This is a genomic window from Chromobacterium sphagni (assembly GCF_001855555.1).
Taxonomy (GTDB): Bacteria; Pseudomonadota; Gammaproteobacteria; order Burkholderiales; family Chromobacteriaceae; genus Chromobacterium; species Chromobacterium sphagni.
The window spans coordinates 352,859-377,337 of record NZ_MKCT01000001.1 but is presented as its reverse complement, the minus strand read 5'-3'; the positions used below and the strand labels follow the sequence as shown (position 1 = coordinate 377,337).

Here is a 24,479-nt window from a genome sequence, read left to right as displayed (position 1 = left end):
CTTCGGGAGTGTTCTAGGGCTTGGCCACCACCATGCGGCGCGTGTCCTGGTAGATCACCTTCATCGGCAGCCCCTGGCGTTTCAGCAGCTGGTAGGTGTCGTCGGTCAGCATCGCCACCGCCCTGGGCGCCGCCAGCCAGCGCGCGGGGAACTGCGCCAGCCGCGGCAGCCAGCGCTGCGGTTCCTGGCCTTCGCCGAACTCGAACTCGTCGACGAAATCCACCAGCGTCACCGGCCGGCCCACGTAATACGGGAAGGTCTGATCGTAATAGCGGACGGAGAATACCGCGCTGTCCGGCGTCAGATAGGGCTGGATCTGCGCGACGATCTCCTTGCTGCCCTTCAGGCGGCCATAGCTGTCGTGGCCGCAGGCGGCCAGGGTGACGGCGGCGAGGCTGGCGAAAGACAGCGCGGCCACCGCGGCCAGCATTTTGCCGCGCGAGAGCGCGAACCAGGCATAGGCCGCGCCCAGCAGGAACACGGCGGCGCCGGCGGCGATGAAATGCGCGAACGGCTGCAGCACCTCCAGCGGCGAATCGACGCTGGCGAAGCGGCCGACGAAGGGCCAGGCCGCCAGCAGCGCCAGCCACAGCAGCGCCGGCAGCAGCAGGTGTTTTTTCAGCGCCGCCGGCGCCATCCGGGTGAAGCTGTGGGCCAGCAGCAGCGCCAGCGCCGGGAACAGCGGCAGGATGTAGGACGGCAGCTTGGAGCTGGACTTGCTGAAGAAGGCGAAGATGAACACGCTCCAGATCAGCAGCAGCCGGCCGACGCGCAGGCCGGCGGCGCGGTCGGCCCAGCCTTCCTTGACGATGCGCGGCAGCAGCGTGGTCCACGGCAGCAGGCCTATCAGCAGATAGGGCACGAAATACCAGGGCGCGCCGGTGCGCTTGTGCTCGGTGGTGAGAAAGCGCTCGAAGTGTTCGCGGATGAAGAAGAAGTGGGCGAAGGTCGGATTGCGCTCTGAAACCAGCACGAACCACGGCGCGGTGAGCGCGAAGAACAGAGCCAGGCCGCTGAGCCAGTGCATGCGTTTCCAGAACGCCCATTGCCAGTTGAGCAGGCTGTACAGCACCAGGGTGGCGCCGGGAATCAGCAGGCCGATCAGGCCCTTGCTGAGCGTGGCGCCGGCCATCGCCGCCCAGGTGAGCCACATCCAGTTGCGGGCGTCGCGCGGGCTGGCGCCGTCGCGTTGCGCCAGCAGGAAGCCGCACAGCGCGGCGGCGAGGAAAAAGCTGACGCCCATGTCCAGCGACAGGAAATGGCTGTTGGCGACGATCCAGGCGCAGCTGCCGGCGGCCAGCGCGGCGTAGCGGCCGGTTTCCACGCCCCATAGCCGGCGAGCGGTGAAGGCGGTGAGCGCCACGGTGAGGAAGCCGGTGAGGCCGGGCCAGAAGCGGGCGGCGAAATCGTTGACGCCGAAGGCGGCGAAGCTTGCCGCCCCCATCCAGTATTGCAGGATGGGCTTCTCGAAATACAAGAGGCCGTTCAGGCGCGGGGTGATCCAGTCGCCGCTGTGCAGCATGAACAGCGAGATCGTCGCGTAGCGGCCTTCATCGGCGTGGATCAGGCCGCGGTAGCCGAGCGAGCCGAACCAGACCAGGGCGAACAGCAGCCACAGGGCGGGTTCCAGGGCCCGTGGCAGGGCGGTGGCGGAGCCGGAGGATGTGCGCATCGGAAATTTGGGCGGTGAGAGTTGTTGGTTCAAGCCAACTGGCTAGCATAACCGATCTGGCCGGCGCTGTACGTTGGCGCTTTGTAACCGGAGCCGGCTCACAGCCAGTCGCGGGCCGGCAGGAAGTCGGTGTACAGCTTGTCTTCCGGGCTGCCGGCTTCCGGCTGGTAGCCGTACTCCCAGCGCGCCAGCGGCGGCATCGACATCAGGATGGATTCGGTGCGGCCGCCGGACTGCAGGCCGAACAGGGTGCCGCGGTCCCACACCAGGTTGAACTCCACGTAGCGGCCGCGGCGGTAGAGCTGGAACTGGCGCTCGCGCTGGCCCCAGGCGGTATCGCGGCGCTTTGCCACGATGGGCAGGTAGGCGTCGAGGTAGCCGTCGCCCACCGCCTGCATGAAGGCGAAGCTCCGCTCAAAGCCCCAGGCGTTGAGGTCATCGAAGAACAGGCCGCCTATGCCGCGCGCTTCGCCCCTGTGCTTGAGGAAGAAATACTCGTCGCACCATTTCTTGTACTGCGGGTAGACCTCGGCGCCGAACGGCGCGCACAGGTCGCGCGCCACCGTGTGCCAGTGCACCGCGTCTTCCGCCACCGGGTAGTAGGGCGTCAGGTCGAAGCCGCCGCCGAACCACCATACCGGCGCCTCGCCGTCTTTTTCGGCGATGAAGAAACGCACATTGGCGTGGCTGGTGGGGATGTGCGGATTGGTCGGGTGGATCACCAGCGATACTCCCATCGCCTCGAAGCGGCGGCCGGCCAGCTCCGGCCGGTGCGCGCTGGCGGACGCCGGCAGCGCCTCGCCGTGGACGTGGGAGAAGTTGACGCCGGCCTGCTCGAACACCGCGCCCTCGGTCAGCACCCGGCTGCGGCCGCCGCCGCCAGCTTCGCGCTGCCATGCGTCCTCGACGAAGCGGGCCTTGCCGTCGCTTTGCTCCAGCGCGGCGCAGATGCGGTCTTGCAGGTCCAGCAGGAAGGCTTTTACGGCGTCGCTGTGCGGGTGGCTCATGCGTGGGGTCCAGGCGGGTAGCAAAACCTCGATTGTACCAGACCGCGGTAGGCTGTTTGGCAGCTGAAAAAGGCAAAGCCCGCCGAAGCGGGCTGAGTCAGAGAAGGCGGCGGCTTAGAAGAGGTAGCTGAGGCCGGCCTTGAACCGATTGATGCCGTTGGTTTTCAGACCGGCATCGTCTCCTGCCTGGTAGCGGGCGGCGATGTATTCGTATTCGCCGCGCATGGGCAGATTCTTGTCGATGGCGTAGCTGGCGCCGAAGCCGACGCCGGCTTTGGCGTTACTGGTATTCGGGCCCTCTAGGCCGTTGCCCTTGAGGCTGAGCTTGCCACACACTTCCAGGTTGTCCGACACCGGAATGATGCCGAGTACAGCCAAGCGCTCGGCGCGCAGAGACAGCAACCGAGTGATCGTGCCTTCATCGGAGGGAATGCCGCCCTGCATCTTGCCGAAGTCGGCGTAGGACAGTTCAGTTGCCAGATTGGGAGTTGATGCGGTAGCCGGCGCCAATTTCCCAACGGGTGCCGCCAGCCCTGTTGTTTTGCAACTGGGTACCTTCGGTATCGCCGACTGATCTGGCATGCGACTGGGGATCTGGGAGGGCGGAAAGCAAAACCGCCTGCGGATGGCAGGCGGGCGCGCGCGGCGGGGAGAAAACCGTTCAGGCGGCGGCGAAGGCTGTCCAGCCATAAGGCTGTTCCGCGCTTTGCGGGCGGGCGTGGCTGTTGAAGAACTTGAGGCTGCGCTGCAGCACTTCGGCGCGCTCGTTGTCCACCATCACCATATGGTAGCTGTTGGACAGCGGCATGAAGTCCACCGGGCCGCCCAGGTATTGCATCAGATAGTGGGCGGAGCGCGGGCTGGTGATGTCGTCCTCGTCGGCGTGGACGATCAGCGTCGGACAGGTGATTTCCGCCAGGCGCGGCATCAGTTGGCGGCGCAGGCGGTCCACTTCGCGGATGCACATCAGTGGAATGTAGGCGTAGTGGAATCGGTCGCCGCGCTCGAAGCGCTGCTGGATGGCTTTGCGGATGCGGGCGTTCTTGATGCCGAACGGCGACACTTCCGGCACGCGCATCTTCTTGGCCAGACCCGGTACATGGTAGACCGCGTGTCGCAGCCAGGTTAGCTTGGGCAGGCTCCAGCCGTCCAGGAACATCGGCGGCGCGTACAGCGCCAGCCGGTCCTGATGCTTTTCGCGGCGAGCCACTTCCAGCGCCACCAGTCCGCCCAGGCACACGCCGGCCAGATGCACCACCTTGTGCTTGGCCTTCAGCGCGCGGTATTCATTGCGAATGCTTTCCACCCACTCTTCCCAGCCTACGCCGAGCAAATCTTCCGGACTGCCACCATGGCCGGGCAGAACCGGGGAGTGGGTGACAATATCGGCATCTTCTAGTGTGCGGCCTAGTGCGCCCAGATCGTAGGCGGTACCACCCAGGCCATGCACCAGCAGTGCCGCCGGTCGTGAGGAAACCATTTCGCAATAATCCTTAATGTGTTGATAGCCTGCATTATCCGCAAGGCGACGACAAGGGTCTGTTGGCTTCCTGTCGGCGCTTTGTGACGGTGAGTGACTTATTGCTGGCGTGCATCCGGTTGCGCAATGATCATGCGGAAACGGGCGCCGCCCAGCTTGCTGGCCCCGGCGCTGGCGTGGCCCAGATGGTGTTCGGCGATCAGCCGGACGAAGGACAGGCCCAGGCCGTGGCCGCCGGTGGCGCGGTCGCGGCTGCGGTCCAGCCTGAGGAAGGGCTCGAAGACCTTCTCGCGGTCTTCCTCGGGGATGCCGCAGCCGTCGTCGTCCACTTCGATGATCAGCTGCGATCCCTGGTGATAGACCTGCATCCGCACTTGCCGGTGCGCATATTTGAAAGCGTTGAGCAGCAGGTTGCGGGTGGCGATGTACATCAGTTTGCGGTCGAAGGCGCCGTCTTCGCGCGCGCAGTCCAGCGTCAGCTCCAGGCCCGGCGGCTTCAGCGGGGTGACCAGGTCGATCAGGTCGTCGAACCAGTCGAACAGGTCTATGGTTTCCAGGTGCAGCGGGACTTCGCTGCGCTTGAGCTTGGCGAACTCCATGCTGGTGCTGATCAGCTCTTCCAGCTCCTGCAGGTCGCGCTCCATGCCGTCGCGGTAGCGCTGCCATTCGGCCGCATCTTCCTCCTCCTCCAGCATGGTCAGGCCGAAGCGCAGCCGGGCGATCGGGGTGCGGATTTCATGGGCGATGGCGTGCGACAGCGCCTGTCGCGTCTCCAGTTGCCGCTCCAGCCGCGAGGCCATGCTGTTGAAGGCCAGCGGCAGCGGCGCGAACAGCCGGCTTTTGGCGGTGCGGGCGCGGGCGCTGAAATCGCCCTCGGCGAACACCTCGGCGGTGCGGCGCACTTCCAGCAGGTCTTTCCACAACGGCTGCAGGCTGAAGTAGAGCAGGGTGCCCAGCGTGCTGCCGGACAGCAGCATCCAGATCAGCAGCACCTCTATGTCTTCGCTGATCCAGTTGCTGTCGCTGGACTGCACGTCCAGCGGCCCCAGCGCCAGCAAGCGCTTGCTGGCGGGCATCGGCGCGTACAGCAGCTGGTTGTCGCCGTCCAGATAGGGTTTGCCTTGCCGCAGCAGCGGGCGGGCGTCGCGCTCCAGTTCGGTCGGCAACTGATCGACCAGCTTCAGCGGATAGCTGAAGCTGCGGGCGATGGCTGCCAGTTGGGCGTCCCAGTTCTGCTGCGGCTGCGCCTGCAGGCGGTCGCGCAGCAGCGAGATGGTGCCGTTCATGAATTCGAGCTTGCTGACCTGGTCGCTTTTCTCGTACAGCTTGGTCACCAGGAAGCCGAAGCCGATGATGATCAACAGCTGCACCAGCATGGTGGCCAGGAAGTAGCGGGCGAACAGCGTGCCCAGCGACGGTTTGAACCAGCCGCGCATAGTCTTCGACGGCATCTTTTATTCCCAGTCGCTGCGCGAGAACAGGTAACCCTTGCCGCGCACGGTCTTGATCCGCGCCGGCGCATCGGGGTTGTCGCCCAGCTTGCGGCGCAGCCGCGAGATGCGGGCGTCAATCGAGCGGTCCAGTCCGTCGAAGCCTATGCCGCGCAGCTCGCTCATGATGTCGTCGCGCGACAGCACCTGGCCGGCGTGGGTGGCCAGCAGCCATAACAGGTCGAATTCGGCTGTGGTCAGCTCGATCTGCTCGTCGCCCAGCAGCGCCTCGCGCGTGCCCTGGCTGATGCTGAACTGGCCGAAGATGATGCCGTCGCTTTCGGTTTGGACGCCGCTGCCGTCCTGGCGCCCGCCGCTGCTGTTGCGGCGTAGCAGCGCGCGGATGCGCGCCAGCAGACGGCGCGGCTCCACCGGCTTGGCCAGGTAGTCGTCGGCGCCCAGCTCCAGGCCCAGTATCTCGTCAACGTCCTCGTCGCGCGCGGTCATCATCAGGATGCGGCCGCTGTAGTGCGGGCGCACGTCGCGGCAGACATCGAAGCCTTCCTTGCCCGGCAGCATCACGTCCAGCACCACCAGGTCGGGCCGGCTGTCCAGGATGGCCGCCGGCGCGGTGTCGCCGCGGCCGTGCAGGCTGACTTGGTAGCCGTGCTTGGTCAGGTAGGCGGCGATCAGCTCGGCCAGCCTGGCATCGTCTTCCACGATGAGAATGTGTTGTGCCATTGCGTACGTATTCCGATTCATCGGGCAAAAATAGTAACACGCGGCTGAATGGCTGACAGGCTTGTGTTTCACCGCCCATGCCGACAGAATCAATAATGTAGACCACACCCGGATGCAGACCGGCAGATGGGCTGCCGATCAAGTGAGCTGGGGGAGATAGAGAACAGGAACTTCCTTATGCAACAACTCAAGCAGTGTGTCGTCTGGCTGCTGGTGGCGCTGGCGGGGGCTACCGCCTTCGCCATGATGGCGCTGAACCGGGGCGAGACGATCAATGCGGTATGGCTGGTGGTGGCGGCCTTGTCAGTGTATGCCATCGCCTACCGCTTCTACAGCCGCTTCATCGCCGACAAGGTGCTGGAGCTGGACGCGCGCCGGCTGACGCCGGCCGAGAAGTTCAACGACGGGCTCGATTACGTGCCCACCAACAAATGGGTGGTGTTCGGCCACCACTTCGCCGCCATCGCCGGCGCCGGCCCGCTGGTGGGCCCGGTGCTGGCCGCGCAGATGGGCTATCTACCCGGCACGCTGTGGATACTGGTCGGCGTGATGCTGGCCGGCGCGGTGCAGGACTTCATGGTGCTGTTCCTGTCGATGCGCCGCGACGGCAAGTCGCTGGGCGAGATGATACGCCAGGAGCTGGGCGACATTCCCGGCGTCATCGCCTCCGTAGGCGTGCTGATGATCATGGTGATCCTGCTGGCGGTGCTGGCGCTGGTGGTGGTGAAAGCGCTGGCCGGCAGCCCGTGGGGAACGTTCACCATCGCCTGCACCATTCCGATCGCGCTGTTCATGGGCGTCTACACCCGCTTCATCCGGCCGGGCAAGATCGGCGAGGTGTCGGTGCTGGGCTTCATCCTGTTGATGCTGGCCATTGTCTACGGCGGCGACGTGGCCAGGAGCCCCGCGCTGGCGCCGCTGTTCACGCTGTCCGGCACCACGCTGGCCTGGGCGCTGATAGGCTACGGCTTCATCGCCTCGGTGCTGCCGGTGTGGTTGCTGCTGGCGCCGCGCGACTACCTGTCCACCTTCCTGAAAATCGGCACCATCGTCGGCCTGGCAATCGGCATCCTGATCGTGGCGCCGCAGCTGCACATGCCGTCGATCACCCGCTTTGTCGACGGCAGCGGGCCGGTGTTCGCCGGTAACCTGTTCCCCTTCCTGTTCATCACCATCGCCTGCGGCTCGGTGTCGGGCTTCCATGCGCTGGTGGCGTCGGGCACCACGCCCAAGCTGATAGAAAATGAAAAGCAGGCGCGGCTGATAGGCTACGGCGCGATGCTGGTGGAAAGCTTTGTCGCCATCATGGCGCTGATCGCCGCCTGCGTGCTGGACCCGGGCGTCTATTTCGCGATGAACAGCCCGGCGGCGCTGATAGGCAAGACCGCGGCCGATGCCGCCCAGGCGATTTCCGGCTGGGGCTTCGTCGTCACGCCCGACATGCTGACCCAGCTGGCGACGGATGTCGGCGAGCACACCATCCTGTCGCGCGCCGGCGGCGCGCCGACGCTGGCGGTGGGCATGGCGCACATCCTGTCCGGCGTGATAGGCGGCAAGACCATGATGGCGTTCTGGTACCACTTCGCCATCCTGTTCGAGGCGCTGTTCATCCTCACCACGGTGGACGCCGGCACCCGGGTGCTGCGCTTCATGATCCAGGATCTGCTCGGCTTCTTCGTCAAGCCGATGGCCAATACCGAGTCGTGGGTGGCCAACTTTGTCGCCACCGGCTTGGCTGTTTCTGCCTGGGGTTACTTCCTGTACCAGGGCGTGGTCGACCCGCTGGGCGGCATCAACACGCTGTGGCCGCTGTTCGGCATCGCCAACCAGATGCTGGCCGGCATCGCGCTGATGCTGGCTACCGTGGTGCTGGTGAAGATGCAGAAGACGCGCTACGTGTGGGTGACCGCGGTTCCCACCGCCTGGCTGCTGATCGCCACGCTGGTGGCGGGATGGCAGAAGTTGTTCGACCCCAGCCCCAAGATCAGCTTCCTCACCCACGCCGACAAGTTCGTCGCCGCCGCGGCCAATGGCGAGCTGCTGGCGCCGGCGAAAAGCATGGCGCAAATGCAGCAGATCATCTTCAATGATTATGTGGACGCCACGCTGACGGCGATGTTCATGCTGGTGGTGCTGTCCATGCTGGTGTTCGGCATCCAGGTGATTCGCAGGTCGTTGGCGGTGAAATGGGTGACGGCCAAGGAAGTGCCGGCAGTCTACCGGCAGGAGGGAGGTGCCAATGGCTGAATGGTGGCAGGCGTGGGTGAAAACGGCGCGGCTGATGGTGGGGGTCAAGGATTATGACGCCTACTTGCTCAGTCGGCGGCGTTGCAACCCGGACGCCAAGGTGATGAGCCGCGAAGCGTTTTTCCGCTATTGCCAGGACGAGCGCTACGGCGGCAAGTCGATGAAAAAGTGCCCGTGCTGAGTTGAGCGCGGGAGTGGCGATGTGAAAAGCCGCCCGGCGATGCCGGGCGGCTTTTCTCTTGAGGCAGGCTCAATCGGCCTGATGGCTGAGCGCCATGCCGGGCGTGCCGGCGTAGAAAACCAGTAACTCCACCGCTTGATCGCCGGTGACGCCGCGATGCGCCTCCCCCACCATTTCGGGCAGCGTGTCGCCAGCGTGCAAATGCTTGGTCAGACCGTCCGCTTTTCTCTCCAGGACCAGGGAGCCGGACAGCACGTACGCGGCGTTGGGCATGGGGTGGGTATGCCAAGGCAGGCTGGTGTGCGGCGGAATGGTGATTCTGAGCAGGGTGAGTTCCGGTTTGCCGGCAGGATAGGCGGCGTAAGCCTTACCATCCCAGGAGGCGCTGCTTTTGAGCAGCACCTGGGCGCGTACCAGCTACGCTCCCGCGGTCGGCTGCGGTTTGGCGGCCAGGGCCAGCGGAGCGCATAGCCATAGCGCGGCGGCGAGGCGCAGCGCAAGAACGGGGGACGATTTCATTGGTTTTCTCCTTGGTCGACGAAAGCGATGGCGCTGCCCAAGAGCCAAGCGGGGCAAAGACGTTGCGCAGGCTTGTGATCCCGTGGGCTGGCGAGTGCGGCGGCGACTTAGCGCAGTACGGTCATCACGCCCATATTGATCAGCGCGCCGCCTATTATCAGCCAGCCGAACAGCACGCTGGCGAGCAGCAGCGGTTTGGCGCCGGCCTGGCGGATGGCCGAGACATGGGTGGTGATGCCCAGCGCGCCCATCGCCGCGGCCAGCAGCAGGTTGTCCAGCGCGATGACCTGGTTCAGCAGCGCGTGCGGCAGCAGATTGAAGGAGTTGAAGCCGGCCACGCCGAGGAAGGCGACGGCGAACCAGGGGATGGTGATGCCAGTCTTCTCATGGCTGTCGCCGCGGTGCTTCTTCGCCAGCCAGCCGGACAGCGCGATCAGGAAGGGCGCCAGCATCATGACCCGTATCATCTTGGTGATCACCGCAGTGTTCATCGCCGCGTCGCTGACCGATTTGCCGGCGGCCACCGCCTGCGCCACTTCATGGATGGTGGAGCCGGCGAACAGGCCGTAGCTGAATTCGGAAATTCCCAGGTAGCGCACCGCCTCGTACATTATCGGCCACAAGAACATCGCCGCGGTGCCGAACACCACCACGGTGGCCACCGCCACCGCCACTTTCTCGGCGTGAGCCTTCAGCACCGGTTCGGTGGCCAGCACCGCCGCCGCGCCGCAGATCGAACTGCCGGCGCCGATCAGGATCACGCTCTGCTCGTCCAGCCCCAGTTTCCTGCGGCCGACCCAGAAAGCCAGGAAGAAGGTGGAAGTCAGCACCAGCGCGTCTATCAATACGCCGGAGAAGCCTACCGCCGCGATGTCCTGGAAGGTCAGCTTGAAGCCGAACAGGATGATGCCGGCGCGCAGCAGCTTCTGCTTGGAAAAGGCGATGCCGTGGTGGCTGGGCTCGGCGATGAAGCGATAGACGGTGTTGCCGATGATCATGCCGCCGACGATGGCGATGGTGAGCGCGGAGAAGCCCAGGTTTTTCATCGCCGGCATGTCGGCGGCCCAGATGGCGGCGCCGGCCAGGCCCAGGGCCAACAGCAGGCCGGGAATCAGGTTGCGATATTTGGTCATAAGTTAATGCCTCTTCGGTATATGACCAAGATACGCCACTGTATGTCAGTAGAAAAACAGATAAAATTAATAGATATCAGTAGTAAAAATGATTAATTGTCGATGGAGGGCGCAATGAGCCTGCATATCAGCCTGCGCGAACTGGAAGTATTCGTGGCGGTGGCGGAACTGGATACCGTGACGCGCGCGGCGAACCGGTTGGCCTTGACCCAGTCCGCCGCCAGCCAGGCGCTGGACAAGCTGGAGCAGGGCCTGGGGGCGAAGTTGTTCGACCGGGTGGGGCGGCGGCTGCTGATCAATGAGCATGGCCGCCTGCTGTTGCCGCGCGCCCGCGCATTGCTGGACGCCGCCGCCGACGTGCAAGGCTTGTTCGCGGGCGACGCGCTGGCGCTGCGGATAGGCGCCAGCACCACCATCGCCAACTATCTGCTGCCGCCGCTGCTGGCGGCATTCCGGAAGGATTGGCCGCGGGCGCGGCTGGAGCTGGAGGTGGCCAATACCCGCGACATCGTCGAGGCGGTGGCGGCCTTCCGCGTCGATTTCGGCCTGATAGAAGGCCCGTGCCACCATCCGGAGCTGCTGGCCAGCGCTTGGCGGCAGGACGAATTGCTGGTGTTCGTCGGCGCCGGCCATCCGCTGGCCGGGCGCAAGGTGGCGGCGGCGGAACTGGCCGAGGCCGAATGGATATTGCGCGAAGCCGGCTCCGGCACGCGCGAGGAGGTGGAGCGGGTGCTGCTGCCGCACTTGATGCGGCTGGCCATCAGCATGGAGCTGGGCCATTCCGAGGCGATCAAGCACGCGGTGGCGGCGGGCCTGGGCGTCAGCTGCCTGTCGCGCCACGTGGTGGCCGACCTGCTGGCGGCGGGCGTCGTCGTCGAGGTGGACGCCGACTTGCCGGCGCTGACGCGCATCCTGTACCGGATACAGCACCGCGACAAGGCGGTCAGCCGCGGCATGGCGGCGTTCGGCGGCCAGCTGCGATGAAAAACGGGCGGGGCCGCAAGGCCTCGCCCGTTGTCGCTTCGGCGATCTGAAACGACCGTCAGTGCGCGCCGCTGTCGCCGCCGGAGGCGGAGAACGGCGGCTTGGCGAACCAAACCAGGCCGATCAGGATCACGAAAAGGATGCCGGACAGCCAGAAGATCTCGTTGGCGGCCATGACATAACCCTGCTTGGTGACCTGCAGCTGGGTCAGCGCCGCCTGCTGGCCGGAGTTCAGCCCCAGCTTGTCCAGTACGCCGAACCACTCTTGCGAGGCCTGATCGTACAGGCTGACGTGCTCGGTCAGCTTGGAGTGGTGCAGCGCCTCGCGCCGGTCCCACATGGTGGTGGTGATCGAGGTGCCGATGCTGCCGGCCAGGATGCGCAGGAAGTTGGACAGGCTGGAGGCGCTGGCGATGCGCGACGCCGGCAGGCCGGACAGCGTAATGGCGGTCAGCGGCATGAAGAAGCAGGCCACGCCTATGCCTTGCACCACCTGCGGCCATACCACGTAGGAAAAGTCCATGTCCGGGTTGAAGGTGCTGCGCCAGAAGAAGCAGATGGCGTAGACGCTGAAGCTCACTGTCACCACCCAGCGCATGTCCCAGCGGTGCGCGTTCTTGCCGATGATGGGCGACAGCACCACCGGGATCAGGCCTATCGGCGCGGCGGCGAGGCCGGCCCAGGTGGCGGTGTAGCCCAGCTGGGTCTGCAACATCAAGGGCAGCAGCACCACGGTGCCGAAGTACAGCATGAAGCCCAGGCTGATGGCGATGGTGCCGACGGTGAAGTTGCGCCGGCTGAACAGCGACAGGTCGACGATGGGGTGTTCCTCGCCCAGTTCCCAGATCACCAGGTAGACCAGCGCCAGCACCGCCACCACCGCCAGGGTGACGACCTCGACGGAGTTGAACCAGTCCAGCTCCTTGCCGCGGTCGAGCACCATTTGCAGCGAACCGACACCGATTACCAACAGCGCCAGGCCGATCTTGTCGATCGGCAAGTCGACGGTGTCGGTTTCTCGCGGCTTCATGATGCGCCAGGAAATGAAGGCCGCCGCCAGTCCCACCGGCACGTTGATGAAGAAGATCCAGCCCCAGTGCCAGTTGTCGCTGATCACCCCGCCCAGAATCGGGCCGAATACCGGCGCGACGATCACCGTCATCGCCCAGAGCGACAGCGCCAGTCCTTTCTTGGCTGCCGGATAGCAGGAGAGCAGCAGGCTTTGCGACAGCGGAATCATCGGACCGGCCACCGCGCCTTGCAGTATGCGGAAGAAGATCAGCATTTCCAGGCTGCTGGACATGCCGCACAGCCAGGAGGTGAGCACGAACAGCAAGGTGGAGGCGGTGAACAGCTTCACCTCGCCGATGCGTTTGGCCAGCCAGCCGGTGAGCGGCACCGCGATGGCGTTGGCCACGCCGAAGGAGGTGATCACCCAGGTGCCCTGGCTGGTGGCCGCGCCCAGGTTGCCCGATATCGTGGGCAGCGCCACGTTGGCGATGGTGGTGTCCAGCACCTGCATGAACACCGACATCGACAGCGCCAGCGTGATCCAGACCAGTTTCGAGCCGGTCAGTGGCGGATGGTTCATGGCGAAGGGTTCCTTACTTGCCGGCTTCGGCGTTGGCGGCCAGGATGTCGGCCACCAGCTTGTCGGCCTGCTTCAGGTCGGGCAGCGTGTTGTTGTTCTCGCTGGGGGCGTGTGCCGGAGCGGCCTCGGCCAGCGACTTGCCGTCCTGGTTGCTGGTGTCCACCACCGCGTCTATCGACAGGCCGACCCGCAGCGGGTGGTCTTTCAGCTCCTGCGCATCCAGCGCGATGCGCACCGGCACGCGCTGCACCACCTTGATCCAGTTGCCGGTGGCGTTCTGCGGCGGCAGCAGCGAGAAGGCGCTGCCGCTGCCGGCGGCCAGGCCCTGCACCTTGCCGTGGTAGGTGACCTTGCCGCCGTAGAGGTCGGACTTGATCTCCACCGGCTGGCCGACGCGGATCTTGGCCAACTGGCTTTCCTTGAAGTTGGCGTCCACCCACAGGTTTTCCAGCGGTACTACCGCCATCAGCGGGGTGCCGGCGGCGATGCGCTGGCCCACCTGCACGTTGCGGCGGGCGATGGTACCGGAGAGCGGCGCCTTGATCTCGGTGCGCTGCAGATTGAGCCAGGCTTCCTTCAGGCGGCTGGCGGCGGCCTTTACCGTGGGCTGCTGCGCCAGCGCGTCTTTGCCTACCAGCGCCAGGCCGGCCTTGGCCTGCTCTTGGGCGGCGGTGAGGGAGGCCTGGGCTGCGGCGACCGCATCGTTGGCATGGCCCAGCTCTTCGGCGGACATCGCCTCGCTGCCGGCGATCTGCTTGCGGCGTTTCAGGTCGGCTTCGGCGCGGGACAGCTCCGCCTGGCGCAACGCCACCTGGGCGTTGAGCTGCTGGGTGTTGGTCATCAGCTGGCGGGTCTGGCGCACGGTCTGGGCGAATTCGTTGCGGGCGCGCTCGAACGCCAGTTGGGCGTCGCTGTTGTCGTAGCTCAGCAGCAGTTGGCCGGCCGTCACTGCCTGGGTGTCGTCCACCAGGATCTTGGCGACGGTGCCGCCCACTTCCGGCGTGACCTGCACCAGGTGGCCGCCGACGTAGGCGTCGTCGGTGTTTTCCTGATGGCTCAGCACCAGGGTCCAGTAGGCGCCGTAGCCGATGGCGATGGCGGCGAACACGGTGGTGGCCACCAGCAGATTGCGTTTGCGGTTGTTCGCGGTTTCTATTTTCTGATCCATTGCTTGGTGTCCTTAGTGGCTGGCGGGCAGGGAGTCGAAGCCGCCACCCAGTGCGGTATTCAGGGAAGCCCAGGCCAGACGGTTGGCGGCCTTGGCGTCGATGTAGGAGGATTGCTGGCTCAGCAGGGCGTCCTGGGCGTCAAGCAGCGACAGCTTGTTGACCAGGCCGGCGCGCAGGCGCGAAACCATCGCGTCGTTGGCCCTGCGGCTGCTGGCGAGCGCGCGCTCGGCCTGCTTCAGCTGGCGCTGGCTGTTCTGCCAGCCGGATACCGAGTCGGCGGCGTCGCGCAGCGCGTCCAGCACGGTCTGGTTGTACTGCTGCACCGCCATGTCGTAGCCGGCCTGCTGTTTGGACAGGTTGGACTGCAGCTGGCCGGAGTGGAACAGCGGCAGATTGATCGCCGGCATGAAGCCCCACAGCGAAGAGCCGCTCTTGAACAACTGGTCCATTTCCAGCGAGCTTTGGCCGGCGAACACCGTCAGCTTCACATTGGGGTAGAACTCGGCACGGGCTTCCTTGACCGAGCTGTCCATTGCCTCGACGCGCGCGCGCTGGGCGGCGATGTCGGGACGGCGGCCCAGCAGATTGGCGTCCAGGCTGTCCAACTGCGGCGCCGGCGGAACGTCCAGCTTGCCAGGTTGCAGCGCGGCCTGGGCTTGCGGGCCCTGGCCGGTCAGCGCGGCCAGCGCGTGGCGGCTGCGCTCGATGTCGTTGGCGAACGCGCTTTGCTGCTGCAGCAGCTTTTCGATCGACACCTCGTTGCCGCGCTGGTTGTCGCCCGGCAGCAGGCCGGCGTTGATGCGGGCTTGGGTCAGCTTCTCGCGGCTTTGCGCGATGGCCAGCCGTTGCGTCAACAGATCGGCCTGGGCCTGGCTGCGCTGCAGCTGGGTGTATTGGGCGATCACCGCGTGGGTCAGCGTCAGGCGGGTCTGCTCGCCTTCAAAGGCGATCGCTTGTTGCTGGCCGAGCGCGGCGCTGACCGCGGCGTGGTTTTTGCCCCAGAAGTCGAATTCCCAGCTGCCGATCAGCGCCGCGGTGTAGGCGGTGACGTAGTCTTCATGCAGCAGCGGTTTGAGCTGGTCGGTGTGGATCTGCGCGATGTTGGCGGTGGCATCCAGCTGCGGGCCGTCCTTGCTTTCAACGATGCCGACCGCGGCGCGGGCCTGACGCAGGCGCGCGGCCGCCAGTTTCATCGACGGCGCGTCCTTCAGCGTGCTCTCCACCAGCCGGTTCAGCGCAGGGTCGTTCAGTTGCTGCCACCAATCGCCGCTCAGGCTCTGTTTGCCGGGCGCGGCCAGCTTCAGCTGTTCGGCGCCCAGAGCCTGGTCGGGGGTGACATCGGGGCCGAAGCTGGCGCAGCCGCCCAGCACGGCGCTGATCAGCAGCACGCCGGCGGTCTGTGGCCAAGATTTCTTGTTCACCTTGTCGGTCTCCATCAATGATGTATGCGATGCTGTGATATATCTGATGATAATCACACAAGTTATTATTTGGGCGAAAAAAGCATCTACTAGCTCAACCGCCGAGCTTGCTCAGCAGCTTGCGCATCAGCCGTTCCATCTGCATTTTTTCTTCGTCGTCAAAATCGGCCCACAATTCCTTGTGGATCTTGCGGGAGTAGGGCAGCAGGCTTTCCACCAGGGTTACGCCCGCTGGCGTCAGCTCCAGCACGATCTTGCGGCGGTCCTCGGAGCTGGTCGAGCGCGCCGCCCAGCCGTTCTTCACCAATTCGTCGGCGATGCGAGTGGCGTTGGTGCGCGAGGAGTCCAGCGTATCGCTGATGTCGCTCGGATTGAGCGCCTGGTTCGGGCAAGCGTACAAGGCCAGCAACGCCATCCACACGGTTTCGTTCAAGCCGTGTTGCTTCAGGCTTTCGCACATATGGCTGCTCAGCCGCGGCACGATGTGGAAGATCAGCCTGGTGAGGATCACTTCCTGGCGCGGCACGCCGGGAAAGCGGGCCTCGACGTGGTTGATCGCCTGTTCCAATTGGGCAAAGGACTTGTTTGGGCTCATGTCGGATATTTTAGTAACGTACGGTATTATTTTGCAAGTAATAATAAGCCCGTTAATGGCTCATCTGCGCGAGCTGTGGTTAAGATGCCAATGGCATTGAAGGTGGTGTGGTCTTGCGCCGCGAGCGAGGCGTGGGAGAGCCATGCAAAACGGCCTGCGCCGTGAAGGGCAGGCCGCGGGATGGCAAGCGCGGGCGCTTATCGGGTCAGCAGGAGCAGCACCTGTTCCGGCGGACGGCCGATGATGGCGCGGTTATCGCCGATGGCGATCGGGCGCTCGATCAGATTGGGATTGTCCACCATCGCGGCGATCAGATGCTTGCGTTCCAGCGTGATGTCGTCCAGATAGAGGTCAGCGTATTCCTCTTCCTTCTGGCGCATCAACTCGCGCGGTTCCAGCCCCAGCAGTTGCAACAGCCGATCCAGCTCCTCATGGCTGGGCGGGTGCTTCAGGTATTCGACGACTTCGATCTCGGCGCCGGCCTCTTCCAGCAGGGCCAGCGCCGCGCGCGACTTCGAGCATTTGGGATTGTGGTAAAGACGGATCATGTGGCTTCTCCCTTGTTATGGGGCGGGGATCTGCGGCATTGACGCAGCATAACCCTGTCGCTGGGTGATGGGAAGATGGCGGCATCGTGGCATGAAAGACCGCGCCTGCCAAGCCTGCTGCTAGCGTTTGGCAAGCGGAGTGCTTATCGTTAACATGACGATATTGCTTATGATTATTGCCTCATGTCCTCATCATCGCGCAGTCATTTCGGCTTGGTCTTCCTGCTGGCAGCCCTGTCCACCATCGGTCCTTTTTCCATAGATACTTTTTTGCCGGCCATGCGCGCCATCGGCGACAGCCTGGCGGCGACGCCGCTGCAGATGCAGCAGGCGCTGACGGTTTATCTGTTCTGCTACGCGCTGATGATGTTATGGCACGGCTCCATCTCAGACGCGGTGGGCCGTCGGCCGGTGGTGCTGGTCACCACGCTGCTGTTCGGCCTGGCGTCCCTGGGCTGCGCCTTGTCCGACAGCCTGGCCATGCTGCTGCTGTTCCGCGGTTTGCAGGGCTTGTGCGGCGGGGCCGGCCTGGTGGTGGGGCGGGCGATCATCCGCGACCGGCTGGACGGCGCGCATGCGCAGCGGCTGATGTCGCAGGTGACCATGCTGTTTTCCTTGTCGCCGGCCATCGCGCCGGTGGTGGGCGGCTGGTTGTTCGGCGCCTTCGGCTGGCATTCCATCTTCGTGTTCATGGCGCTGGTGGGATTCGCGCTGTTTGCGCTGTGCTGGTTCGGCCTGGAGGAGTCCCATGCCCATGAAGCCCGCCAGCCCTTGAAGGCGCGCCATCTGCTGGCCAATTACTGGCAAGTGGCGAAGAAGCGCGACTTTCAGCTGCTGACCGCCGCAGTGTCGTTCAATTTTGCCGGATTTTTCCTGTATGTGCCGTCTGCGCCGGTATTTCTGATGCAGCATCTGCATCTGGGACCCAGCCAGTTTCTGTGGATGTTCGGGCCGGCGGTGTCGGGCATCATGTTCGGCGCCTACTTGTCCGGGCGGATGGCCGGCCATTTCTCGCAGCGCGAGATCGTGTCGCGCGGTTATTGGCTGATGTTCGCCGCGGCGGCGCTCAACCTGGGCTATAACCTGGCGGCCAGCCAGCTGGCTTTGCCGTGGGCGGTGCTGCCGCTGGCGCTGTACACCACTGGCATGTCGCTGGCGGCGCCGTCGATCACCATCAATCTGATGGATCAGTTTCCTTCGCTGCGCGGCACGGTGTCGTCGCTGCAGGGTTTTTGCCAGACCATGCTGTCCAGCCTGGTGGCCGGGGCGATCGCGCCCCTGGCCTGGTCCAGCTCTCTGCGGCTGGCGCTGTGGATGTGCCTACTGCTGGTGCTGGGCTTTGCCTGCCGGATGGGTTACCGGCTGCGGATGAGGGCGTTGGGGCGATAGGGGCCACCGCCGCCTGCCGTCCATTTGGCAGGCATCCGGCTGGCGTCTTTGCTCAGTTGTTGTTCTTCATCGCCAGGACCATTTCGCGCTGGCGTCCCTGCTCTTGCTGTTTCACCAGGCGGTCGCGCAGCAAGGCGGTCAGCACGCCAAGGCACAAGCCGGCGAACAGGCCCAGCGCCATGATCAGGCTGCGCTTGGGTTTGCTTTTCAATTCAGGCGGCACCGCCGGGTCCAGCACCTGGATCAGCGAGGAGTCCTTGGCTTCGTCTATCCGCGCCAGTTCGTATTGCTTGGACAGCAGTTCGAAGATGGTTTCCTGGTACTTGACTTCGCGCAGCTTGCGCAGGTATTCCAGCCCGCTTTGCGCCACCTTGCCAGTGGGAACCAGCAGGTCGTGGCCGTTGCCGTTGCCGGTCTCCATCTTCGAGAGTTGTTCGCGTAGTCCCGCCAGTTCCTGTTCGGTGCGGATGTAGAGCGGGTTTTGCGCGGTGGCATAGCTCTTCATCGCCTCCAATTGCACCTCCTTGGCCGCGATGTTGGCGCGCAGCTGGGTGATCGAGCCGACGATGGCCGGCAACTGGCCTTCCGGCAGCACCATGCCGGTGCTTTCCTGGGTCTTGCGCAGCGCGATTTCGGCGTCGGCCAGTTGGTCCTTGATCTGCTTCAATTGCTGCTCGAAGAACAATCTGCGCTTGGCGGCATCGGTCACCGCCAGCGACTGGTTCAACGCCTTCAATTCCCCGACATAGCCATTGGCCAGCATGGCGGCGAATTTCGGATCGTGATCGTCGACGCTGATGGTGATCAGTCCGTCCTTGCCGTTGCTGAAATTGCTCAAATTTTGCAGCGCCTTGCGGGTGCCATCCAGAGTGTTTTCCTGATAGCGCTGCTTCAACTGATAACGCTGGATCAGCTTGTCCGCCACGCTGCGGCTTTGCAGCATGCCGACGTAGAGATCATTGGGGTTTTTCAGTCCCGAGAGCCCTCCCGCCGTGCTGGCCAGCCCGCCCAGCTGTCCCAGCAGCGCGCTCATGCCGTTGTTTTGCTGCTGCGGCGGCATGATGCTGGTGGTGGCGGTGAACACCGGCCTGGCCAGCAGGCAGTAGGCCAGCGCCAGCGCGCCGAGCAACAGCGTGCAGCCAAATATCCAGCGTTTGTGGCGGGTCAGCCGCAGCAGCAGGGCCAGCAGGTCGACTTCGTTCTTGTCGGCGGCGTGGGTTGCGTTTTGCATCTGCGTCTCCTTCTCGATCTGGCCGTTGCTCACTTCAGAACCTTCAGGCCGGCGGCGCCTAGGCCGAATTGGTACAGGATGGAAGTCCATTCCTTCAACGCCTGGGTCCAGCTGCCGGCGTTCAGCTCTTCCGGCACGACGATGGTGTCGCCGGGGTTGATGCGTTTGCCGCCGACGCCGGAAAACCAGTTGCCGTTGTTGCTGCTGGCTACAGTGCCGTCGGCGCGCAATACATAAATGGAGGATTTGTCGCCGCTGTCGACTACGCCGCCGGCCAGCGCCAGATAATCGCTGACCGAGCGCTGCGGCCTATAGATGAAGGCATTGCTCTGGTACACCGCCCCCAGCACGTTGACGGTGCCCGGGCGGCGCGGAATCTCCACCTGGTCGCCGTCCTGCAGTTCCAGATCGGGCAGATCCTTGACCTGGGCGTTGGCGTCTTGCAACTCCAGCACCACTCGGCCCTCGGCCTTGACCGTGCGCATCTTGGCGGCGATCTGGCGCTGGCGCTCCACCTCGGCGGTGACCGAGGCGATCGCATCCTTGTCGGTGAGCCGGGACAGGCGGCCGGCGGCGTTCTGCTCCAATTCCTTTTCGAAACGGCCGGAAACCTCGTCCAGCTTCTGCTGCTGCATCTGGCGTATGCTTTCGCGCTTGAGTTGGGTGGCGAACACATAGCCGTCGTCGTTGACGCCGCCCAGGCGCATGATCAGCTGACGCAGGGTTTCGCCCTTGCGGATCTGGAAGGTGCCGGTGTGTTCGACCTCGCCGCCCACGCTGACGAATTCGTCGTTCTTCTGCACGCTGACCGGCTGGGCGCCGGGCACGTGCAAGCGGAAGATGTCGCCGGCGGTGAGGGCAAGGCTGGACAGCGTCTGGTAGTCGCCTTGCAGGCGGCCCACATTGGCGAAGCGGTTGTTCACGCTTTTCTCTATCCAGAGCTCCTTGCCTTCGGCGGCGGACTCCAGCCCGCCGGCCCAGTGCAGCAGGTTGCGGACGTTTTCGCCGTCGCGGAATTCGTAGATGGCCGGCGTCTTGACATCGCCAAGCAGCGCCACCCTAGGTCCGGCGGCGGGAATCTGGATCACGTCGCCGTCGCGCAGGGTCTGATCCTCGGATTTGTCGCCATCCACCAGGATCGCGTATAGGTCGACCTTGGCCACTTCCTTGCCATCGCGCATCAACGCGACGCGGCGCAGGCTGCCGCTGTCGTCGGGGCCGCCGGCTTTCAGCAGGGCGTTGAGCAGCGTGCTCATCGCATTGAGCGTATAGCTGCCAGGCTGGCGGGCGTGCCCGACCACGTAGACCTGGACGGAACGGCTCTGCGCCAGGCTGACGCTGAGATCGAAGTTGTTGAACACCCGGCTGACGCTTTTTTTCAGCAGGCCCTGCAAGTCGCGGTAGCGCACGCCTGCCACGGCGATGCTGCCGACGCGCGGCAGATAGATGGAGCCGTTGCGATCGACGGTCAGCGCCAGGTCGATGTCCACCATGCCCCAACCCTTGACCTGCAGCTGGTCGCCGCTGCCGATCACATAATCGGGATTGACCTGCACGCCGTCGGCTGATTCGAAATTATTGTATGGATTGCGGAACAGTTTGCTGCCGAATATCGGTAGGGTTTTCTCGGTGGCTTTCTGCACATAGTCGGTGAACGGCGGCAGCTTGGGCTTGCCGTCAAGCGGGTTCAGCTCATAGCCGTTGTCGTCCAGATTGAGCGGGATGCGCTGCGGGTAGGGGGAGTTGCCCCGGCCAGTTTGGGGCGTTTGCGGTTGTTGTTGCCTGTCGTAGCCCGCCTGGGTTGCGGGAAAGGCGTTGATCGATGGCAGCCCGTTGCTGTTGTCGGTTTCATAACCGGGCATGGTGGTGCTGGGGTAGCTGACATTGCCGCCGCCTGCCGCCTGCAAACCGCTGCTGGCCGCCAGCAGGCATAGCGCGAGTATGGTTTTTCCGCTCGATTTCAAGATGCTTGCAGTCATGGCTTGGCTTCCCGCTATTGAGACTTATTGAATAGGAACTTGGACCTGTACCCCAACCTGCTTCGGACTGATGATCACATTGCTGCGGTAGCGGCTGTCGTCGCGCTGGGCTTGCCATAGCCAGTTGCCCATCACATAGCCGAGCAGGCCGCCGACAGCGACGTCCGACAGCCAATGGTCGCGGCTGGCCAACCGGCCGGCCGCGCCGAAGGCGGCGACGCCGTACAGCCAGGGTTGGTCGTACTCCTTGGCGAACGGGGTGACGGCGGCGAACATCACCGCGGCGTGGTTGGAGGTGAAGCTGCTGCTCAACCGCGACTGTCCGGCCGGCTGCGTGCGCCACGGACTGTCGCTGCTGCCCGGCCGTTCGCGATTGACCACGCCCTTGAGCAATTCGCTGCCGGCCAGCGCCGCGGCGCTGGACTCCAGCGCGATCAGGCCGGTATTGCTCAGCCTGTCGTCGCCCAGCGCGAAGGCCGCGCCGGAGAGGGCAACGGCGGCATAGGGCAGATCCTTGCCCAGCTTGCCCCAGTCCTTGACCAGGCGATTCTGCTGGTGGTTCTGGAACAGCCGGTTCACCGGGCGATCCAAGCCCATGGCCGCCAGCGTGGCAACCGCTGCCGTGCCCAGCGCGGCGGCCTTGTCGTCGATCTGCAGCCATTGGGTGCCGGAATCCTCCAATCGCATCCGTATCATCGGCCACGGGTGATAGCTGGGCTGCGGCGGATTGACGGCCGGTAGGCTTTGCTCATCGGGCCGTTCGGCAAAGTTGCCCAGGCCGTCGTAGGAGTTGATGTCGCGTTTGGGGTCGCTGAGAATCTCGTATAGATCGCCCGGCGTCATCACCATCTGGCCGACGTCGCGGGTCCAGGGCGATAGCGAGAAGTCGCCGGCGGTGCGGCTATCGAATGTCAGCAGGCTGTTGAGCGGGATGGTGAAGAACATTCCCTTGTCGTTGTAGGGCTTGGCGGGGGTGCCCGGACTGGTGATGTCGTTGCCGTTGGTCTTGGTGTACCAGAAGCCGGCTTCGATGCCGGAGTGGAATCGCCGCTTGAGTTCGAAGCGCACGCCGTCGTCCTTGGCCAGGAAGCGGCCGGCGCGCATGGTGGCGGTCACGCCCATGGGCAACTGGTAATGCAAGGCAGCCAGCGCGGTGATGGTCTGGTAGTCGCGCTTGCCGAACCAGCCCTGAACGTCGCGTTGCTGCAGCGCGTCCACGGTCAGGTCTAGCGCCCAGTTCTTCACGCTGGGGTAATACAGGATCTGGCCGCCGGCGCCGCGGAACATTTCCTCGTAGATGCCGGCCGAAGCCCGAGCATAGGTGTTGGGAGTCAAGGCCATGTACTGGCTGAGCAGGAAGCGGTTCAGCTTGGGCGTCTTGATACGCTTGTAGTCGGCGATGTCGGAGCGGACGTGGGGCAGCAGGCTGTTGGACGGCTGCGTCACCGCCGTGATGGTGTTGTATAGGTCGGCGCTCAGCGCGCTGTCCAGATACAGGCCGCTGCCCAGGCGACGCTTGTAGGTGGCTTCCGCCATGATGTCGTAGTGGAAGGCGCCGCTGGGGTCGTTGAAATAGACGCCGAACTTGGGCGCCAGGTGGAAGTGGTTGTCTTCCGGGTCGTTGCTGGTGACCTGGACCAGATCACCTTCCTGATTGGTCAGCAGGTTGAGCTGGATGTTCTCCTGCAGTCCTTGGGCCAGGGATTTGCTTTCCAGCGGCTGGGTTTCCTCGTCGCGTCCCGGGCGGATGTTCACGGTTTCGAGAAAGCGGTTGCGATTGACCTTGCCCAGCAGATAGTCGTTGAGCGTCGGCATGTCGTAGAAGCTGTAAGTGGCCACCGGCTGTTCGAACTCGGTGTAGACCACCTTGATTTCCCGTGTTTCCAGCGGCGCGAAATAGAGCGCGGTACGCACCGCGCGGCCTACCGCGCGGCCGACATTGGAGATGCGGCTATTGCTCAGCTCCATCACCAGCGCGTCGCGCTGCATGCCGATGCGAATGTTTTTGAAGTCCTGCTTGCTGAGGGCCGTGGCGAGTTGGCTGGCGTAGTCGGGACTGTTCTTCCATTGCGCCAAAGTGGGGCGGGCAGGCAGATCGGGGCCGCCGCGGAAGTAGTCGGGCTCCTGGATCTTGGGAACGAATTCCTTCACGTTCAGCGGGATGTCGATATGGGCGTTGATGCTGTTGAGGGTTTTCTGGCGGGCGACCTGCAGCCCCAGCCAGCCCCATTGGTATTCGATGCCGACAACCGGCCCCTTTTTGCGGTCCGCAGCCAAGGTAGTCGATTCGTAGGGGTCCTGGCGGTAGTTGTTAGCGTCGTATTCGGCTACCAGCGACCAGTTGGGTAGCGCCTGAGGGGTGTAGCGCAGGCCGCCGAACGCGCCCTGTATGCGGTCTTTGCCGTAGCCCAGCGATGCTTCCAGACCAGGCAGCAGGTTCTTGCTGGCAACCAGGTAAGTGCTTTTCCACAAGCGGTTGCCGACGATGTCGGTGGTGCCCAGCGCAATTTCCGGCATCAGGCCGGACTCGTCCCACAGCTTGAATTTCAGGTCTATGGCCTTGTCTTTATAACGGCCATAATTGCCGCCGTATTGCGGATTGTCAAAGCCAGGAATGCCCGAGATGGAGGTATAGCGGCCGGATACCTCAAGCCAAGGCAATACTGTGGTGGAGGTCCACAGGACGCCGTATGGCTTGTCGTAGCCGTAACCAAGACTGAAGGTGCCATCTTCGCCCACTCTAGCCGATGGCATGTTGATATAGCCGATCTGTCCAGTCAGAGATGGCTGGGCAAACGCACCGCAGGCCAAGATGAGCGGCAGCCCTCCTTGCAGCACCCCCGTAACCAGATAGCGTCTGGATTTATTCTGCATTACTGCGGTCCGGATTTATTAGATGCAGCTGTCGCTGCTTATGTGCCGGCCTGATCGGCGGCCCCCTTTATATGCATCATCAGCGATAAGCAAGAGAGGCCTGAAAACGGTGAGGGTGATCCTGTGCGAACCGGTGGCTGCCGTGCATCTCTAGACGGGTGTGACCGGAATGCAAAACGGATCAAACTTTCAGAACAGTCCCTTGAGTCGCATCAGTTGCGGTATTGCTTGACGGTGTATTTTGCTGTTTTTCGTGTTGGAAGTAATGCCAAAAAATATTATTAAATC

At 64.1% G+C, this 24,479-nt stretch carries 20 protein-coding genes; 4 read left to right on the top strand and 16 right to left on the bottom strand.

What is annotated here, in order from left to right:
- Window positions 1-13 precede the first annotated feature (13 nt).
- From BI344_RS01805 to BI344_RS01780, 6 genes are all read right to left on the bottom strand, one after another.
- Window positions 14-1,672: a glycosyltransferase family 39 protein gene (locus tag BI344_RS01805; RefSeq protein ID WP_071111256.1), complete on the bottom strand. Its 1,659-nt coding sequence runs from the start codon at window positions 1,670-1,672 to the stop codon at window positions 14-16.
- 98 nt (window positions 1,673-1,770) lie between these two features.
- Window positions 1,771-2,679, bottom strand: a complete 909-nt coding sequence (gene hemF / locus BI344_RS01800; protein ID WP_071111255.1) for an oxygen-dependent coproporphyrinogen oxidase — start codon at window positions 2,677-2,679, stop codon at window positions 1,771-1,773.
- Window positions 2,680-2,793: 114 nt separating this feature from the next.
- A complete protein-coding gene (locus BI344_RS01795; protein WP_206600312.1) occupies window positions 2,794-3,261 on the bottom strand; it encodes a porin family protein in 468 nt (155 codons plus the stop codon).
- 79 nt (window positions 3,262-3,340) lie between these two features.
- Window positions 3,341-4,159 (bottom strand): alpha/beta hydrolase, encoded by an 819-nt coding sequence (locus BI344_RS01790; RefSeq protein WP_071111253.1) that lies wholly within the window; start codon window positions 4,157-4,159, stop codon window positions 3,341-3,343.
- A gap of 98 nt (window positions 4,160-4,257) precedes the next feature.
- Window positions 4,258-5,610, bottom strand: a complete 1,353-nt coding sequence (locus tag BI344_RS01785; protein WP_071111252.1) for an ATP-binding protein — start codon at window positions 5,608-5,610, stop codon at window positions 4,258-4,260.
- Window positions 5,611-5,613: 3 nt separating this feature from the next.
- Window positions 5,614-6,330 (bottom strand): winged helix-turn-helix domain-containing protein, encoded by a 717-nt coding sequence (locus BI344_RS01780; protein ID WP_071111251.1) that lies wholly within the window; start codon window positions 6,328-6,330, stop codon window positions 5,614-5,616.
- 177 nt (window positions 6,331-6,507) lie between these two features.
- Here BI344_RS01780 and BI344_RS01775 point away from each other — a divergent pair, with 177 nt between their 5' ends.
- Together BI344_RS01775 and BI344_RS01770 are read left to right on the top strand one after the other, a co-directional pair.
- Window positions 6,508-8,577, top strand: a complete 2,070-nt coding sequence (locus BI344_RS01775) for a carbon starvation CstA family protein (protein WP_071111250.1) — start codon at window positions 6,508-6,510, stop codon at window positions 8,575-8,577.
- A complete protein-coding gene (locus BI344_RS01770) occupies window positions 8,570-8,758 on the top strand; it encodes a YbdD/YjiX family protein (protein ID WP_071111249.1) in 189 nt (62 codons plus the stop codon). The genes BI344_RS01775 and BI344_RS01770 overlap by 8 nt, the downstream gene beginning before the upstream one ends.
- A 69-nt stretch (window positions 8,759-8,827) precedes the next feature.
- Here the strand turns inward: BI344_RS01770 and BI344_RS01765 are convergent, their stop codons facing one another.
- Both BI344_RS01765 and BI344_RS01760 read right to left on the bottom strand, forming a co-directional pair.
- Window positions 8,828-9,160, bottom strand: a complete 333-nt coding sequence (locus BI344_RS01765) for a cupin domain-containing protein (RefSeq protein WP_204377994.1) — start codon at window positions 9,158-9,160, stop codon at window positions 8,828-8,830.
- Between the two features lie 224 nt (window positions 9,161-9,384).
- Window positions 9,385-10,410, bottom strand: coding sequence for a YeiH family protein (locus BI344_RS01760; RefSeq protein ID WP_071111248.1), 1,026 nt, complete (start codon window positions 10,408-10,410; stop codon window positions 9,385-9,387).
- A gap of 114 nt (window positions 10,411-10,524) precedes the next feature.
- Between BI344_RS01760 and BI344_RS01755 the strand changes: the two genes are divergently transcribed.
- A complete protein-coding gene (locus BI344_RS01755; protein WP_071111247.1) occupies window positions 10,525-11,394 on the top strand; it encodes a LysR family transcriptional regulator in 870 nt (289 codons plus the stop codon).
- A 58-nt stretch (window positions 11,395-11,452) separates the two neighbouring features.
- Here the strand turns inward: BI344_RS01755 and BI344_RS01750 are convergent, their stop codons facing one another.
- From BI344_RS01750 to arsC, 5 genes are all read right to left on the bottom strand, one after another.
- Window positions 11,453-12,985 (bottom strand): DHA2 family efflux MFS transporter permease subunit, encoded by a 1,533-nt coding sequence (locus BI344_RS01750; RefSeq protein WP_071111246.1) that lies wholly within the window; start codon window positions 12,983-12,985, stop codon window positions 11,453-11,455.
- A gap of 13 nt (window positions 12,986-12,998) precedes the next feature.
- Entirely contained in the window at window positions 12,999-14,153 is a 1,155-nt protein-coding gene (locus tag BI344_RS01745; protein WP_071111245.1) for an HlyD/EmrA/EmrK family protein, read from the bottom strand.
- Between the two features lie 12 nt (window positions 14,154-14,165).
- A complete protein-coding gene (locus tag BI344_RS01740; RefSeq protein WP_241499229.1) occupies window positions 14,166-15,575 on the bottom strand; it encodes an efflux transporter outer membrane subunit in 1,410 nt (469 codons plus the stop codon).
- 94 nt (window positions 15,576-15,669) lie between these two features.
- A complete protein-coding gene (locus BI344_RS01735) occupies window positions 15,670-16,170 on the bottom strand; it encodes a MarR family transcriptional regulator (protein WP_071111243.1) in 501 nt (166 codons plus the stop codon).
- A 197-nt stretch (window positions 16,171-16,367) separates the two neighbouring features.
- Window positions 16,368-16,718 (bottom strand): arsenate reductase (glutaredoxin), encoded by a 351-nt coding sequence (arsC, locus tag BI344_RS01730; RefSeq protein ID WP_071111242.1) that lies wholly within the window; start codon window positions 16,716-16,718, stop codon window positions 16,368-16,370.
- A 183-nt stretch (window positions 16,719-16,901) separates the two neighbouring features.
- Between arsC and BI344_RS01725 the strand changes: the two genes are divergently transcribed.
- Window positions 16,902-18,107 (top strand): multidrug effflux MFS transporter, encoded by a 1,206-nt coding sequence (locus BI344_RS01725; RefSeq protein ID WP_071111241.1) that lies wholly within the window; start codon window positions 16,902-16,904, stop codon window positions 18,105-18,107.
- 52 nt (window positions 18,108-18,159) lie between these two features.
- On the opposite strand, the gene BI344_RS01720 is transcribed toward BI344_RS01725, so the two are convergent.
- Genes BI344_RS01720 through BI344_RS01710 form a run of 3 tightly spaced genes read right to left on the bottom strand, consistent with a single transcriptional unit; the run spans window position 18,160 to window position 24,191 of the window.
- A complete protein-coding gene (locus tag BI344_RS01720) occupies window positions 18,160-19,338 on the bottom strand; it encodes a GumC family protein (RefSeq protein WP_071112023.1) in 1,179 nt (392 codons plus the stop codon).
- Window positions 19,339-19,367: 29 nt separating this feature from the next.
- Window positions 19,368-21,317 carry an SLBB domain-containing protein gene (locus BI344_RS01715; RefSeq protein ID WP_071111240.1) on the bottom strand — a complete coding sequence of 650 codons (1,950 nt, stop codon included), beginning with the start codon at window positions 21,315-21,317 and terminating at the stop codon, window positions 19,368-19,370.
- Window positions 21,318-21,341: 24 nt separating this feature from the next.
- Window positions 21,342-24,191 carry a YjbH domain-containing protein gene (locus BI344_RS01710; protein WP_071111239.1) on the bottom strand — a complete coding sequence of 950 codons (2,850 nt, stop codon included), beginning with the start codon at window positions 24,189-24,191 and terminating at the stop codon, window positions 21,342-21,344.
- Between the last annotated feature and the right edge of the window lie 288 nt (window positions 24,192-24,479).

Bases quoted from the DNA above. Each gene is read 5' to 3' on its own strand.
- BI344_RS01805 (WP_071111256.1), bottom strand. From the start codon at position 1,672: ATGCGCACATCCTCCGGCTCCGCCACCGCCCTGCCACGGGCCCTGGAA.
- hemF (WP_071111255.1), bottom strand. From the start codon at position 2,679: ATGAGCCACCCGCACAGCGACGCCGTAAAAGCCTTCCTGCTGGACCTG.
- BI344_RS01795 (WP_206600312.1), bottom strand. From the start codon at position 3,261: ATGCCAGATCAGTCGGCGATACCGAAGGTACCCAGTTGCAAAACAACA.
- BI344_RS01790 (WP_071111253.1), bottom strand. From the start codon at position 4,159: ATGGTTTCCTCACGACCGGCGGCACTGCTGGTGCATGGCCTGGGTGGT.
- BI344_RS01785 (WP_071111252.1), bottom strand. From the start codon at position 5,610: ATGCCGTCGAAGACTATGCGCGGCTGGTTCAAACCGTCGCTGGGCACG.
- BI344_RS01780 (WP_071111251.1), bottom strand. From the start codon at position 6,330: ATGGCACAACACATTCTCATCGTGGAAGACGATGCCAGGCTGGCCGAG.
- BI344_RS01775 (WP_071111250.1), top strand. From the start codon at position 6,508: ATGCAACAACTCAAGCAGTGTGTCGTCTGGCTGCTGGTGGCGCTGGCG.
- BI344_RS01770 (WP_071111249.1), top strand. From the start codon at position 8,570: ATGGCTGAATGGTGGCAGGCGTGGGTGAAAACGGCGCGGCTGATGGTG.
- BI344_RS01760 (WP_071111248.1), bottom strand. From the start codon at position 10,410: ATGACCAAATATCGCAACCTGATTCCCGGCCTGCTGTTGGCCCTGGGC.
- BI344_RS01755 (WP_071111247.1), top strand. From the start codon at position 10,525: ATGAGCCTGCATATCAGCCTGCGCGAACTGGAAGTATTCGTGGCGGTG.
- BI344_RS01750 (WP_071111246.1), bottom strand. From the start codon at position 12,985: ATGAACCATCCGCCACTGACCGGCTCGAAACTGGTCTGGATCACGCTG.
- BI344_RS01745 (WP_071111245.1), bottom strand. From the start codon at position 14,153: ATGGATCAGAAAATAGAAACCGCGAACAACCGCAAACGCAATCTGCTG.
- BI344_RS01735 (WP_071111243.1), bottom strand. From the start codon at position 16,170: ATGAGCCCAAACAAGTCCTTTGCCCAATTGGAACAGGCGATCAACCAC.
- arsC (WP_071111242.1), bottom strand. From the start codon at position 16,718: ATGATCCGTCTTTACCACAATCCCAAATGCTCGAAGTCGCGCGCGGCG.
- BI344_RS01725 (WP_071111241.1), top strand. From the start codon at position 16,902: ATGTCCTCATCATCGCGCAGTCATTTCGGCTTGGTCTTCCTGCTGGCA.
- BI344_RS01720 (WP_071112023.1), bottom strand. From the start codon at position 19,338: ATGCAAAACGCAACCCACGCCGCCGACAAGAACGAAGTCGACCTGCTG.
- BI344_RS01715 (WP_071111240.1), bottom strand. From the start codon at position 21,317: ATGACTGCAAGCATCTTGAAATCGAGCGGAAAAACCATACTCGCGCTA.
- BI344_RS01710 (WP_071111239.1), bottom strand. From the start codon at position 24,191: ATGCAGAATAAATCCAGACGCTATCTGGTTACGGGGGTGCTGCAAGGA.